At 51.8% G+C, this 13,873-nt stretch carries 13 protein-coding genes and 1 pseudogene; 5 read left to right on the top strand and 9 right to left on the bottom strand.

The annotated features are described in order from the left end of the window. Window positions 1-89: 89 nt before the first annotated feature. From sapF to sapC, 3 genes are read right to left on the bottom strand one after another with little or no spacing between them, the layout of a single operon-like run. Window positions 90-893: a putrescine export ABC transporter ATP-binding protein SapF gene (gene sapF, locus N5J69_RS01835; protein WP_279767720.1), complete on the bottom strand. Its 804-nt coding sequence runs from the start codon at window positions 891-893 to the stop codon at window positions 90-92. Between the two features lies 1 nt (window position 894). Continuing rightward, window positions 895-1,890, bottom strand: coding sequence for a putrescine export ABC transporter ATP-binding protein SapD (sapD, locus tag N5J69_RS01830; protein ID WP_279767719.1), 996 nt, complete (start codon window positions 1,888-1,890; stop codon window positions 895-897). Further along, entirely contained in the window at window positions 1,891-2,781 is an 891-nt protein-coding gene (gene sapC, locus N5J69_RS01825) for a putrescine export ABC transporter permease SapC (protein WP_279767718.1), read from the bottom strand. A 288-nt stretch (window positions 2,782-3,069) separates the two neighbouring features. Here sapC and N5J69_RS22200 point away from each other — a divergent pair. The 3 genes and pseudogenes from N5J69_RS22200 to N5J69_RS01815 form a co-directional block, all read left to right on the top strand. Further along, window positions 3,070-3,153: pseudogene (locus N5J69_RS22200) on the top strand (DUF4102 domain-containing protein); the annotation flags it as partial. Between the two features lie 613 nt (window positions 3,154-3,766). Next, complete coding sequence (locus N5J69_RS01820) at window positions 3,767-3,946, top strand: general stress protein (protein WP_279767717.1); 180 nt, start codon at window positions 3,767-3,769, stop codon at window positions 3,944-3,946. A 775-nt stretch (window positions 3,947-4,721) separates the two neighbouring features. After that, window positions 4,722-6,236 (top strand): sensor domain-containing diguanylate cyclase, encoded by a 1,515-nt coding sequence (locus tag N5J69_RS01815; RefSeq protein WP_279768094.1) that lies wholly within the window; start codon window positions 4,722-4,724, stop codon window positions 6,234-6,236. An 86-nt stretch (window positions 6,237-6,322) separates the two neighbouring features. Here the strand turns inward: N5J69_RS01815 and N5J69_RS01810 are convergent, their stop codons facing one another. From N5J69_RS01810 to sapA, 4 genes are all read right to left on the bottom strand, one after another. Next, window positions 6,323-6,763 (bottom strand): GNAT family N-acetyltransferase, encoded by a 441-nt coding sequence (locus N5J69_RS01810; protein WP_279767715.1) that lies wholly within the window; start codon window positions 6,761-6,763, stop codon window positions 6,323-6,325. 575 nt (window positions 6,764-7,338) lie between these two features. Next, on the bottom strand, window positions 7,339-7,545 hold the full coding sequence (locus N5J69_RS01805) for a hypothetical protein (protein ID WP_279767714.1): 207 nt from the start codon (window positions 7,543-7,545) through the stop codon (window positions 7,339-7,341). Window positions 7,546-7,702: 157 nt separating this feature from the next. Next, window positions 7,703-8,668, bottom strand: coding sequence for a putrescine export ABC transporter permease SapB (gene sapB / locus N5J69_RS01800; RefSeq protein WP_279767713.1), 966 nt, complete (start codon window positions 8,666-8,668; stop codon window positions 7,703-7,705). Then, on the bottom strand, window positions 8,669-10,291 hold the full coding sequence (gene sapA / locus N5J69_RS01795) for an ABC transporter substrate-binding protein SapA (RefSeq protein ID WP_279767711.1): 1,623 nt from the start codon (window positions 10,289-10,291) through the stop codon (window positions 8,669-8,671). Between the two features lie 170 nt (window positions 10,292-10,461). Between sapA and N5J69_RS01790 the strand changes: the two genes are divergently transcribed. Together N5J69_RS01790 and N5J69_RS01785 are read left to right on the top strand one after the other, a co-directional pair. Further along, on the top strand, window positions 10,462-10,623 hold the full coding sequence (locus tag N5J69_RS01790) for a hypothetical protein (protein WP_279767710.1): 162 nt from the start codon (window positions 10,462-10,464) through the stop codon (window positions 10,621-10,623). A 409-nt stretch (window positions 10,624-11,032) separates the two neighbouring features. Beyond that, window positions 11,033-12,268 carry an MFS transporter gene (locus tag N5J69_RS01785; RefSeq protein ID WP_279767708.1) on the top strand — a complete coding sequence of 412 codons (1,236 nt, stop codon included), beginning with the start codon at window positions 11,033-11,035 and terminating at the stop codon, window positions 12,266-12,268. Window positions 12,269-12,324: 56 nt separating this feature from the next. On the opposite strand, the gene tssD is transcribed toward N5J69_RS01785, so the two are convergent. Together tssD and N5J69_RS01775 are read right to left on the bottom strand one after the other, a co-directional pair. After that, the gene (gene tssD, locus N5J69_RS01780) at window positions 12,325-12,816 is read right to left on the bottom strand and encodes a type VI secretion system tube protein TssD (RefSeq protein WP_279767706.1); all 492 of its coding nucleotides are present in this window, start codon (window positions 12,814-12,816) and stop codon (window positions 12,325-12,327) included. A gap of 248 nt (window positions 12,817-13,064) precedes the next feature. Continuing rightward, complete coding sequence (locus tag N5J69_RS01775) at window positions 13,065-13,583, bottom strand: DUF2778 domain-containing protein (RefSeq protein ID WP_279767705.1); 519 nt, start codon at window positions 13,581-13,583, stop codon at window positions 13,065-13,067. Between the last annotated feature and the right edge of the window lie 290 nt (window positions 13,584-13,873).

The raw sequence follows: 13,873 nt of genomic DNA, 5'->3' as shown, positions 1-13,873 counted from the left end.
GCGACCGACGTTAATCGACGTGCGGATTCTAGCACGTCTCTCATAAATCAGGTAAATCGGCCCGCAATTTCCGCGATATGCAGCAAAAATCAGCGCTCGCGCCGCCAGGCTTCAGCACTCAGTGCCTCGCCAAAGTGGCTGCTGATGAGCCGTCGGGTCAGATCGTGCAGCGGGGACGCGAGCACGTCAGCGGTGCCGCCGCGTTCAACCACTTCGCCCTGATGCATCACCAGCACCTTGTCGCTGATGTGCTTCATCATCCCCAGATGCTGGGTAACATAAATGTAGGCGATTCCGTGCTTCTCCTGCAGCTCCAGCATCAGATTCACCAGCTGGGAGCGCATGGTCATATCCAGTGAGGCCAGCGCTTCGTCAGCAACAATCACTTTGGGTTGCAGGATTAACGCACGCGCCAGTCCCAGACGCTGTTTTTGTCCGGGGGCCAGCATGTGCGGATAATAGCCCGCGTGATCGCGCAATAAACCTACCTGACGCAGGGTGTCGATAATGCGTTTTTCGCGCTCTTCCGCAGTGAGTCCGGTATTCAGCCGCAGCGGAAACTCCAGGATCTGACTGATGCGCTGACGCGGGTTCAGTGAGGTTGAAGGATCCTGGAAAATCATGCGGATGCGCTGACTGCGATAGCCGTAATCGCCAAAGGTCAGCGGGTGATCGTCTATCAGAATCTCACCTTCCGTTGGCGCGATCATGCCGCTGAGCATTTTCGCCAGCGTGGACTTGCCGGAACCGTTTTCACCGATAATCGCCAGCGTCTGCTTTTCGCGCAGGGTAAAACTGACCGACTTCACCGCCTCAACGTGCTGACGCCGGAACAGGCCGGTGCGATAGCGAAACGTTTTACTCAGGTTGCGCACTTCCAGCAGGGTCTCCATGCTACTGGCCCTCCATATTCAGCGGGAAATGACAGGCAAAAAGATGAGTCTTGCTGCCGGTGAGGCGCGGCGTTTCAACACATTTGCGCTGTGCGTAGGGACAGCGTGGCCCCAGACGACAGCCAATCGGCAGGCTCTCCAGCGACGGGATCGCCCCTGACAGCGTGTTGAGACGACTTTTGTGCGGCAGGGCGCGGCCAAAATCGGGCATGGCCCGAATCAGCGCCTGAGTGTAAGGATGATGCGGCGTACTCATCAGATCTTCGCTGTGCGCGGTTTCCACCGTCTGACCGCAATACATGACATTAATGCGATCAGCCCACTGACTCATGGTGCGCAGGTCGTGACTGATCAGCAGAATGGTGGTGTTGTTATTCTGGTTCAGACGGCTCAGCAGGCGGAATATCTGCGCCTGCGTCGTGGGCTCCATGGCGTTGGTCGGCTCATCGGCGATCAACAGACGCGGCTGGTTGGCCAGCGCAATGGCGATCATCACTTTCTGGCATTCCCCTTCGGTCAGCTCATAGGGGAAGCTACGCATGATGTCTTTATGATCTTTGATGCCGACGCGATGCAGCAGCTCAATGGCGCGGGTTTTGCGCCAGAACCAGAATCGTTTGAGCCAGGAACCTTTATACGTCCAGCGCGGGATCACCTGCATCAGCTGACGGCCAATGCTTTCCGAGGGATCAAGACAGGATTGCGGCTCCTGAAAAATCATCGAAACGTTATGCCCGATAATGCGACGGCGCTCGCGTGGGGACAAGCGCAGCAGGTCTACATCATCAAACACCATGCGATCGGCGGTCACCCGCCAGTTATCGTTGGTCACGCCGCAGATAGCTTTGGCGACCAGACTTTTACCGGAGCCGGATTCACCGACCAGCCCGCGGATTTCACCTTCGGCCAGCGTCAGATTGACGCGATCGACCGCTTTGACCGGCCCGTCAGCGGTCATAAACTCAATGGTCAGATTTCGGATATCAAGTAACGGCATTTATTCCACTCCCGCTTCGACGGCGCGACGGATGCCGTCACCGAGCAGGTTAACAATTAATACGCTGACCATCAGCGCCACACCGGGCAGCATCACGGTCCAGGGCGCGACATAGATCAGTTCCAGCGAGTCGCCCAGCATCGCGCCCCATTCCGGCGAAGGCAGCTGTGCGCCCAGGTCAAGAAAGCCAAGTGCGGCAATATCCAGAATCGCCATCGACAGTGCGCGGGTAATTTCGGTGATCAGCAACGGTAAAATGTTCGGTAAAATGGCGTAGCGCAGGATATTGCGCCCACGGGCACCGTCCAGGCGTGCCGCCACCACGTACTCTTTCTCCAGCTCATCATGCACGGCACTGTAAATCTCGCGCACCAGACGTGGCATCAGCGCCAGCCAGACTGCCAGCAGCGCATGTTCCAGTCGCGGCCCGAGAAACGCCACCACGATAATCGCCAGCAACAGCGAGGGAAGGGAAAGCAGGGTATCCAGTACGTGGTTCATCACCGCCGAGCGAATGCCGTGCGTCATGCCCGCCAGCACACCCAGCACCAGTGCGCCCAGCGTAGCGAACAGTGTCACCAGGATCGCTGAACCCACCGTCGGTCCTGCACCACTCAGCAGGCGACTCAGTACGTCCCGGCCCAGATCGTCAGTGCCGAGAAAGAACGAGACATCGCCATAGCGCGACCATGACGGCGGCAGCAGCTGATACCCCAGGAACTGCTGGTCAATGCCGTAAGGTGCCATCAGCCCGCCAAAAAGGCAGAGCAGCAGCAACGAGCCAAAGCCATAGAGGCCGACCATCGAGATCGGGTTGCCATAGAAATGGTGCCAGCTCTGACGAAACGCGCTGGGCAGGCGTTTTTCAGCGTAGATATTATCGGAGGGCATAATGTTTCACTTTACTGTGCTTAACTTCAGGCAACGTTGCTTTGTAAAAGTAAATCATATCAGTTATTTATCTCGATTTAATGCGTAATGTTGCTTCACCAGGACTAATCTGAAGAGCTAAGCTGCTGTGTATGCGATGCGGGGAAATACACATTAATACCAGAGGTAATGCCGCGATAAAGGCGTCGTCGTCAATCTGCAAGGACCACATGTCAGGCATCCCTCTTAGCAGGCGTAACATTTATCAGCCGTTGCTGCTCTAAGGATAAGCCCGTTCAGCGCGATACAGGGGATTATCCGTCGATATCCCTGTCGCAGGCAAGGGAACGCCGTCTGCAATTTCGGTTCTGCGTGACAAAAGGTAACGATCCGCCTCCGCAGAACGTCGACGATGACGTCAGGACAGGCCTGCAACGGACGGGGAGAGTACACGGACAAAAGCCGCGAGTGTGCGGCATGGCAGGGAAATCGCTCTGGACCGGCGATGAGCACGACCTTTGGGATGCCGGTCCCGGCCATTGCATCGAATGAACAGGAGTCTGCGGCGTTTTGTTTGTCGCGTCCGGCCAGCCAATTCAGGGCGGGGGCACGATTGTGCAGCGTGGGGGGACTGTCGCTGTGACGGGGTGAATCAAACGCGAACGCTTTGCGTCAGGTTTTATGCTGCTGACAGGCAAATAGCGGGCATTGTCTGAGTGGCAGGTTTTTTTAAGTTTATATAAGCGTAAAACTTTATTAATGGCGTTTGCAGTACAGGTTTTTTTGTCCGGTTGTTAACGCTATGTTTTATTTTTAAAATTACCAATCTGTCGGCTGGCTTATTATTGTGTTAATGCGTTTCGCTTAGCTTGCTTTTATTATCAGGTTATTCCGGGTGCGCTTGCATACATGAGGGCCTCTTCTAGAATAAGAACTGCAACACGAATACGGCTGGCGTAACTCATTATGCTGGTTGCCAACTATTATCTATATCCAGGAGGATATTATGGCCGAACATCGTGGTGGTTCAGGTAACTTCGCAGAAAATCCCGAGAAAGCATCAGAAGCGGGTAAAAAAGGCGGGCATAACAGCGGCGGTAATTTCGCCAATGACCGGGAAAAGGCGTCTGAAGCGGGTAAGAAAGGTGGGCAGAATAGCCACAGCGGCGGACGTAAGTCTGAATAATCCGCGTTTACGCTTCTGATCAAGCCGCAGGCCCCGACATTTCTGTTGGGGCCTTGTGGTTGATAATATATACTTTTAACGCCGTTTTCTTCGTTAATGATATTAGTCACACATAAAAATGCCTGCCGAGAGGTCATCGGTCGTTTTTGCCGTGCCTGACTGTTAATTCTGTCAGGAGGTGAAGTTATTAATTTAACGGTGCGCTATACCTGTAAAGTGTTATTTCAGGGGGCCGAAATAACGCTTAATAAACGGCAGTTCATAGAAAACTCCAACACTTCTCTTCGAAAGACCGGATTCTGATTAACGCGTCAGAGTAAAATTATTCTCTGTATTTTAAGGTTGTGTGGCTCATGCATATTTTTTCTCACCCGCGGTGTGGCTGGAAATAAGAGATATCCATTCATCACGATTGGGCAATAAATGCAAACAGGGAACTGCCTGTGCGACAGGTTGGTAACCCGACGTCCTGCCAGCAGTCAGCAGGGCTCATGTGCGAATGCAACGTTTGAGCGCAGCCCTTCATGCCTTAAAACGGCATAATTCATTTCTGGCCAAGCGACTGAACATCCGCTAACGAAACTGCTCTGAGGAGAAATCAGTAATGCAAATGCGGGTTAACATTCCTGAGACCGGAGCCGCAAAAAAAACACTCCCGGTGTGGGGCATCCCGGTTTGCTTGCGGTTATCTCATACATAAATTATGTTTCAGTATCGAAATGGACTGGAAATAATTGACTTGAATAAAACCCACGGCAACGCTGCACCCTCAGGCATGCGTAATTCTCTTGGCCGCACTATGGCCTTGTTCCTTTTGATCACCGTGCTTGCGGTAGTAGTTATCAACATGTTTACGCTCTGGGGCTCATGGCAGCACAATCAGAAAGTACGTGAAGATGATGCCCGTAACCTTTCTGTTTCACTGGCCAAACAGGCGGAAGATGCCTTTCTGCAGGTAGACATTACGCTGGCTGATGCCGTTCGGCAGCTCACTCTGAACGGACTCAATTACGCCGCAACGCCCGTCTTTGCTCATCAGCTTAAAGAGCAGCAGGGGAAACTGCGTCAGCTTCATGGCCTGTTTATTTATGACGCACAGGGTAAATGGATTGCCACGTCGGGCAACTATGTTCCGGCGAAAGGAAGCAACGCCGACCGGGACTATTTTATCTGGCACCAAACCCATGAAGACACCCGTGTCCGGATTGGTCGCGTTATCCGCAGCCGGTCTACAGGTGATCTTGTTATTCCGGTCTCATTACGACTGAACGATTCACAGGGCAACTTTGCCGGAGTCGCACTGGCGACGGTCAAGGTAGACTATTTCCGGCAGTTCTACAGCTACTACACGCTGGGTGACCGCGACGTTCTGGGGCTGATTCTGGCGGATACCTCTGTTCTTTATATCCGGCCCTTTCCGGACACCGCCATTAACCGCAGCCTGTCAACGAGTCCATTATTTACAACCGTCCTGAAAACGTCAGCCAGTGGCAGTGCAACGTGGCGCTCTGCACTGGATGGGGTGGAGCGGGTCTATGGTTACGCCCGTCTTGAACAGTATCCGCTGATCGTCACTGCGGGATATGACCTTGAAAAGATCCGGGAAGACTGGTTCTCCGCCAATATCATCGACGTCATACTGAATCTGGTGCTGCTGGTCATGATTTCAGGAATGGGAAAGTTTGTTCTCACACAGGTTAAAAAGAACGTAAGAAATCAGCTGGAATTAACACAAATCCGGGATGAGCTGACCACAATCAACCATACGCTGCAGTCACTGGCGCTGATCGACGGGCTTACCGGACTGGCGAATCGCCGCCAGTTTGACGCGATGCTGGATCAGGTCCTCAAGCGCTCACAAAAATCAGGTGAACCCGTGTCACTCATCATGTTTGATATCGACTTTTTCAAGCGTTACAACGATACCTACGGGCATGTGGCCGGTGATGCCTGCCTTCAGCGGGTAAGCAACATCCTGAAAGAAATTACGCAGCGCCAGGATGCGGTGGTGGCACGCTATGGCGGAGAAGAGTTCGCCATTATCCTGCCTTTCAGCAGTGAGACAGAAGCGAAAAAGGTAGCTGAACGCGCAGTCAACGCTGTTATGGCGGCCAGAATACCGCACGAAACTTCCGGGCTGCCGGACGGTGTTGTGACCCTCAGCGCCGGATACAGTAGCCTGATTGCAGACGGACAGGCAGATGAGGCCAAAAGACTCAGGCAACAGGCTGATAAGGCGCTTTATGAAGCAAAACACAAAGGGCGTAATCGGGTCCAGGGACTGAATTGACTGAGATGTGTGATGTCATATCTTCATCCGGCGCTTAGTGTTTCAGAGGCATGACAGAAGCGGAACGCAAATAGAGCTGCAGACGTTCAGCGATTACGCTGCTTTTCTAATCTGATAAAAGCGCCATCTATGTTTGTTTCATTACCCCAGCCGAGTTGCAGGTAAAACTTCGCCGCACGGCTGTTTTTGTCGGTTTCCAGCCAGGCAATTTCGTGATGTCTGAATAACTCCTGCTCTGCAAGTACAGTCAGTCTTCGACCGATACCTTTACCTTCATATGCAGGAAGCACGAAAAGGCCGAAAAGGCAGCCTTTGTCTTTTAAAATCATTGAAAAACCAATAATTTCATCTGCGGCAATTGCAACCCAGGCGCACTGATCCTTTGTGATCATATCGCCCACGCTACTTTCTGTGATTCCCAGTTCCCTCATTTCCTCACGGCTTAAATGATTTTCAATGACAGATGTTCTGACAGAGAAAATACCTTCGATATCAGGTAATTGAGCAGGTCTTATACTGATAGTCATTTGCCTTACTCCATAAAATAATATTCCAGCCTCAAACGCATCCGGCCGCTTTGTCGATTTAACGCACGGATTTCATGAGGAGGAGTTGTCAGATGCCTGTCAGATTTATGTTCCTACGACTTAATCCCTGGTTATGTGCAATACCAGCAGTCAATGCAAGCGTAAACCGGGGTTATGCGCAAATAGCATGCGCCTGATTAAGCCCGTGAAAAAGCCTTTAAAATAGGGGAACACTTAGGCATAAAGGGCATAAAAAAGCCCGCTCTGGCGCGGGCATACATTAAGCCTGTCGGCTAGCGGCCATCAGCCCATCGGGTAATCTGATGGTCGATTTTGTCATCAAGATAATGCGTAATATGAACTGAACCTGCTTTTAGCAGCAGTGCAAGACACGCTGCAAACGTCAATACCATAAACACTCTGCTGAGACTCATATCCTTTCCTTGTATGAATGATTGACAACGGACGTGCATAAATTCTGTTATTGTTTCTGACACCCTGCAATAAAATCCCGATAAGCACGATGTCAGCAATAAAGTGCAGTTAAGCGTCTGACAATGTCTGCGCTGTGGCAATCAGGTGATGCGCTGCTTCATCTCACGCTGATGCTTATGATGGTCTTCACCGCATTCTGCTGAACAGAAAGCCGAGTCAATCACAACCGGCTCTTCTTTACACCAGATACACTGGCCACTGAGGCTGACTAATCTGGACTTACGGGCTGCCAGGGCAGCGGCGAGATGCGCTTCTTCACGCTCCTGTGCCAGGTCGACGTCATCCATAAATTTTTATCACCTCATCAAATTTTAACAATTCAAACACAAATCTTTCTGAAGAGAAAACGTTTGTGTGCGGAAATGCGTGCAATGATAGCAATGTCAGGCAGACAACGCGCATGTCTGCCTGTTTTAAATCGCTTTTTTATCAGCGTGGAAAGCCCTATCGGAGGGCATACCATTCCTTATGTTTCAGCGGATTCATTGCTGCACCAATCACGTCAGAAATCACATTCACCAGAATCACCAGCCCGCCAATTACCATTACACCGGCTGAGATGGCTGCATAATCCTGCTGACGAATCGCATTGATCAGCCAGCGCCCAAGGCCAGGCCAGTTAAACACCATTTCGGTAATCATCGCCAGCGTCAGCATGGTCGAGAACTGCAGGCCCAGACGCGGGATCACTGGCGGCAGCGCGTTATGCAGCACGTGGCGGCGGATTACCGTAAAGCGCGAAAGACCGCGTGTGGCGGCCGCTTTGACATAATTTTTATCCATCACGTCGCTGGTGCTGTTGCGAAGCAGGCGGATCACTTCCGTGGTGGGGGCCATTGCCAGCACAAGCACCGGTAAAATCAGGTGGGAGAGGGCGCTGATAATCATCTCGTGCCGCCACGGTGAAGAACTCAGCCAGGCGTCAATCAGCGCAAAGCCGGAGATATTCTGCACCGGATAGAGCAGATCATGACGTCCCGAGACCGGCAGCCAGCCCAGGGTCAGCGAGAAAAAAAGCGTGAGCAGCAGCGCCAGCCAGAAGATCGGCGCAGAGAAGCCGAACAGCGCCAGCGCACTGATGGTTTTATCCTGCCATTTATTGCGCATCACACCGGCGCAGATCCCCAGAGGGATCCCGACCAGCAGCGCAAACAGAAACGCCAGAATACAGAGCTCCATGGTGGCCGGAAAAACTTCACGCAATTGCAGCCCAATCTCCTGACCGTTAGTGCTTGAGACGCCGAAATCAAACTGCAGCATCCCTTTAAACCAGAACCACCAGGCGTCAGAGAGCGCAGCGCCTTCCAGCGGCGCGTTAGGAGTAAAGTAGCTCAGGCTGAAGCTGACCAGCGACAGCAGGAACAGGGTAATGAGCAGCAGCAGCAGACGTCGCAAAATATAGATAATCACTTACTTTTCCTTATCGCTTTCACGATAAACCCCGGCAAAGGAGGCGTTGCCAAACGGACTCAGTACCAGCCCTTTGATGTCATGACGAAAGGCCTGCAGTCGCAGAGAGGAAGCCAGCGGCAGGACCGGTAAATCCTGCGCCAGCATCTGCTGCGCTTTGTCATAGCTGTCGATGCGGCCAGCCAGTTGTTGTGATAACAGGGCATTCTGCAGCGTTTCGTCAAAGGCCGGAGAGCACCAGTGCGCGTAATTGGTCTGCGAACGAATGGCCGCGCAACTGAGTAGCGGGCGGAAGAAACTGTCCGGATCGTTACTGTCGGTGGCCCAGCCAGACAGTGTCAGATCATGATTCATCGCCATCAGCTGCGCCTCCTGAAAACGTCCCTCAACCGGCACAATCGTTAACCGGACACCAACCTGCGCCAGATCTGCCTGTAACAGTTCGGCGGTTTTCAGCGGGCTGGGGTTCCAGGACTGCGACGCGGCTGGCACCACCAGCCGCAGATGCAGATCGCTGATGCCAAGTGCGGCCAGCGCGGCGCGGGACTTCTCCGGATCATAGCTGGTGACACGCGCATCATTATCATAAGCCCAGGAAGCGCGCGGTAATATCGACGCGGCCGTTTCAGCGGTGCCGTAATAGATCGACTCCATCAACCGTTCGTTGTTGATCGCCAGCGCCAGCGCATGCCGCACTTCAGGGCGGTCGAGTGGCGGTTTACGGGTGTTAAAAGCCAGATAGGCGATGTTCATACCGGGACGCAGCGTCATCCTCAGGCGCGGGTCATCGCGCAGGATGCTGAGCTGGCTGGCGGCAGGATAGGCCAGCACGTCGCATTCACCGGTCAACAGTTTGGAGAGCCGCCCGGTGCCACCGGAGCCAAGATCAATCACGGCCTGTTGCAGTCGCGGTACGCCACGCCAGTAGTGAGGATTACGCGCCAGACGGATGTACTGACCGGTACGATATTCGCTGAGCTGATAAGGACCGGTACCGACCGGCTGACGGTCCATCTCTTCCTGACGACCTTTTGCGGTGAGCTGGTCAGCATACTCCTTTGACAACACAGGGGCATAATGCGTCGCCATGTGCCAGAGGAACGACGCATCCGGGCTGTTGAGCCTGAACTCAACTGTCCTGCTGTCGATTTTTTTCACGCTCTGAACCGAATCGGCAAATTGCAGACTATCGAAGTAGGGATAGTTGCCGCCGTTGACGTTGTGCCACGGGTGATGACGGTCAAACATGCGGGCAAAGCTGAAAACCACGTCGTCGGCGTTCAGCGGTCGCGTAGGGCGGAACTGATGAGTCTGCTGAAACTGCACGCCGCTGCGCAGATGGAAGCGATAGGTTGCTCCGTTGTCACGCACTTCCCAGCTTGATGCCAGGTCGGGTTTAAGACGATAGGTGTAGGGGTCGACATCCAGCAGACGATCATACAACTGGGCCGCCAGCGTATCGACAGTCAGCCCGCTGCTGGCCATCTGCGGATTAAAGGTGTTTAGCGTGCCGCTGACGCAATAAACAAAGCCGGTCTGGCGTATATCACCGGCGGGCGCTGACCACGCGGGGGCGCTCAACGCGCTGACGCTTAGCAACAGCGAACATAGTAGTTTTGACATAGAACTCAACGATTTTGAGGCATTGATGAGAGTGTATCGCAAAGCGGGCATTGTCCCAAAACCTGCAACCACTGCCAGCCCGATTTTCGTCATCGCGGGGTGGAATGCGCGCACAGAAGGTGTGGTAATGAGAAGAGTTCTCAATAACTGCTTTACAGATGATAATAAGAATGATTATTATTCCTTTGCGCTTCGACGGTGGCTCTGCCGAAGAAGCGCACGACATTGCTCACATTGCTTCCAGTATTGTTGCCCGCCTCATGGCGGGCTTTTTTTGTTATGTGCGTCGGAATCGGCAGAAGAGACCCGCATTGAAACACCAGGTCGTTTAAACCAAGACGCGGAGAGGAAGAGCAGCACGGCACAGTGCGCATGGCGGGTCACTTTTTTCCGTTAAAAAATCAGTGCGTGACAGCCTGATTTATCCTGTCAGATTTAAGGGGTAGTGGCTTTTTTACTGTTTTGTAAGAATTCCAGAGAGAGTTAACATCCGGGCTCTAATCGAACTGGAATAACGTAGCATTCATCTGAGTAAGTATCAAAAAATAATACGGGTTAATAAAATGTCTGAAAACTTTACCAGCCACACCGTGATATTAAGACTTTTCATTAAATGAGGAAAATCACGCTTATCTCTTCGGGCTTATGCTTAATGGAAGTTGAGGTTTTATCAATGCGCACTTAACAAACTCAGAAACAGAGTTATTATAAGCGCAACTTCTGGCCACCCCATTCCTGACAATGAATATATTCCAAAAAAACGCTCAGGCTTTTCATCATTCTTCCTTTCGCTATCTTTTTTTCGGACGTCTGTTTACCGTGCTGGGAAACGGGATTGCACCCATTGCGCTGGCCTTTGCGGTACTGGATATTGGCGGGTCTGCCTCTGATTTAGGGATAGTGGTTGCGTCCCGTTCCCTGCTTAACGTGCTGTTTCTGCTGGTCGGTGGCGTCATTGCCGACCGCTATTCTCGCAGTCAGGTATTGGTGATATCGGCGGGGGTTGCTGCGATTTCGCAGGCTATCGTTGCCTGGTCTGTGCTCGAAGGTTCAGCCACATTAACAAGCCTTGCGCTGCTGGGTGCCCTGAATGGTGCGGCTGCAGGGATCGCACTGCCTGCTTCAGCTGCGCTGGTGCCGCAGGTGGTGCCTGCAACGCATCTGCGTCAGGCCAATGCCTTAATTCAGCTGGGTGTTTATGGCGGAACGGTGATGGGGGCTTCGCTGGGAGGCGTGATTACCAGTGCTGTCGGGCCGGGCTGGGGACTGGCGATAGATGCGCTGGGCTTTGCTGCTTCTGCACCCCTCTATTTCTTCATTCGTGCCAGCGCAGAGAAAGCCAGCACGTCGCACGGCAATATTCTTCAGGATCTCAAAGAGGGATGGGCAGAATTTGCTGGCCGCAGCTGGATCTGGTCGATAGTCGTCCAGTTCGCTGTTATCAATGTTGCTTTCAACGGCATCGTCGTGGTGCTGGGCCCAATGATTGCGGATGCCTCTTTCGGGCGAACGCAGTGGGGGATAATTGTAGCCGCCCACAGTGCGGGATTAATTGCAGGTTCTTTTCTGGCCATGAAATGGCATCCACGTCGCGATCTTTATACTGGCGCTATGCTGGCAGGACTTTACGCACTTCCCTTATTTTTGCTGAGCCAGAATGCCACAGCATTATGGCTGATAGCGGGATTTTTTATTGCCGGTATGACATTGGGTCTGTTCGGCGTAATATGGGCGCATTCATTACAGACGCATATTCCACCGGATAAACTCGCCCGCGTTTACGCGTATGATGCAATGGGGTCTTTTATTGCCATTCCCTTTGGGCAACTGGTTGCAGGTCCGCTGGCGGCACACTATGGCATGAGCAATGTGCTGCTGATGTCAGCGCTGGCCGTGATAATGGTTACGGCTGGCGTCGGACGGGTTTCTGCTATCAGGCAGCCTGAAAAGATGAGCGATAAGGAGCGTCATTGGTAATAGATAGCTTATCTTAAAGCCTGAAGAGTCCGGTTGATACCGGACTATTTTAGCCTCTACAGCACAGGTCTTTCGTTCCACGCATCTGAATACTGAATGTTACCGTCGATAATTTTCCAGGTGATTTTTTCATACTGCAGACTCACATTTTCGATGTGATTCATCCTGTCGTTCCCCGCTAATTTCACATTCGGGACGCCGCAGTTAACGCCGGTGATTTTTACATTTTCCATCAGGACGCTGTAATAACAGACTTCCTGTCCGGCATCGTTAATGTGGTAGAACTTTATCACTGCGCTTTCGAGTGTCTGGCCCGTCGCGGCAGCTTTGTAGAGATAGGGCGTAGAGCGGTCCACATCTTTTTCAATCATCATGGAGGAATGCTGACGTGTGCCGGTTATTTTGCCGTTAGCGCTATCGACGGGCAGATTGACGCCGTGACTCAGCCCAATGATTTCTATACTACCTTCACGGTCTTTCACATCCACGGAACCTTTGATCTCTGCGCCGCCGTCATCTTTGAGCCACATATAGGGAGGGATAGGCATCTTACTTTCTCCTTAATATTTTGATTAACTTCAATGTCAGACAGTAAATCAGGGTGGTTAGGGGAAAAACAGTCATCACTGATATATAAAAATAAAGGTCATAAAAGTTATCCGCACCTATCTCTCCCGGGCCATAAAGCAAATAGCCCAGTTTATTAGTTAAATCATCGTTCATCCAGATTTCTGGATTTTCGATGTTCCGGGCCAGGATCAAGGAGAGGGAAACGTAATAAGCAATTTTGAAAAACCTACGGGCAAGTCTCGCTAAAGTCATTAACTACCTCCACCCATCCACAGGCCATAAGCGATCGCATACAGGGAACCGGTATCGGCGTTGTTCTTAACAATGCGTTCCTTATTAGTGAATAATCACAGTTGTGCGCTATAGTAATGCAGCCTTTAGAGACAGTGCCAGGGTGAAGCCTGAACAGACCTCGATGAACACCATTTATCCAGGTGCCATCATCAATACCCCAATCATCTTTGTACAGTGCAAACCACTCGTCGCGTCCAAATTCTGTCCCGTAGTAAACTTTATTAAAAAGATCGAGAGCCTGAGCTCTAACCCAGGAAAGGAACCCTCCTGAACCTCGCTCTACTATCCAGTATTTGCCAGGCGGTAACGGGCCATCATCTGGTATCGCACCACAGGCTCCATTATTACGATACAATCCTCTACCAGAGTGCGCCATAAAAACCCCGACGCCGTAAAGATTAAACGGCGCGTAGTCAGCGCCATTGAGAATCATTTTTCCATGGAGTGCCATGCTTATTCCTTAAGCCTGTTAAAATAATCGTTAATCAATTGGCATGAATTGCATTATCTGGAACTTAAAAGTGACCAGAGTCCATAAAATAGACGCTTATGATTTGAAAGTAAACTGATGAAGAGGGGGGTTGCGATTAATCCAATTAACATGCAAATTACATTGCTAACTACGGAATATTCAAACACAGTGTCACAATAACTAATATTTTTCTAAAACGTATTTACCGTTTATCCCAGGGGGAATGTCTATTATTCCTGAAAAGATTGACGTGTAGCAGCCTTGTCATT

This window comes from Pantoea sp. GD03673 (assembly GCF_029844725.1).
In the GTDB taxonomy this organism is placed as follows: domain Bacteria; phylum Pseudomonadota; class Gammaproteobacteria; order Enterobacterales; family Enterobacteriaceae; genus Pantoea.
The sequence above is the reverse complement of the archived record's forward strand: the minus strand, read 5'-3'. Positions and strand labels throughout refer to the sequence as shown.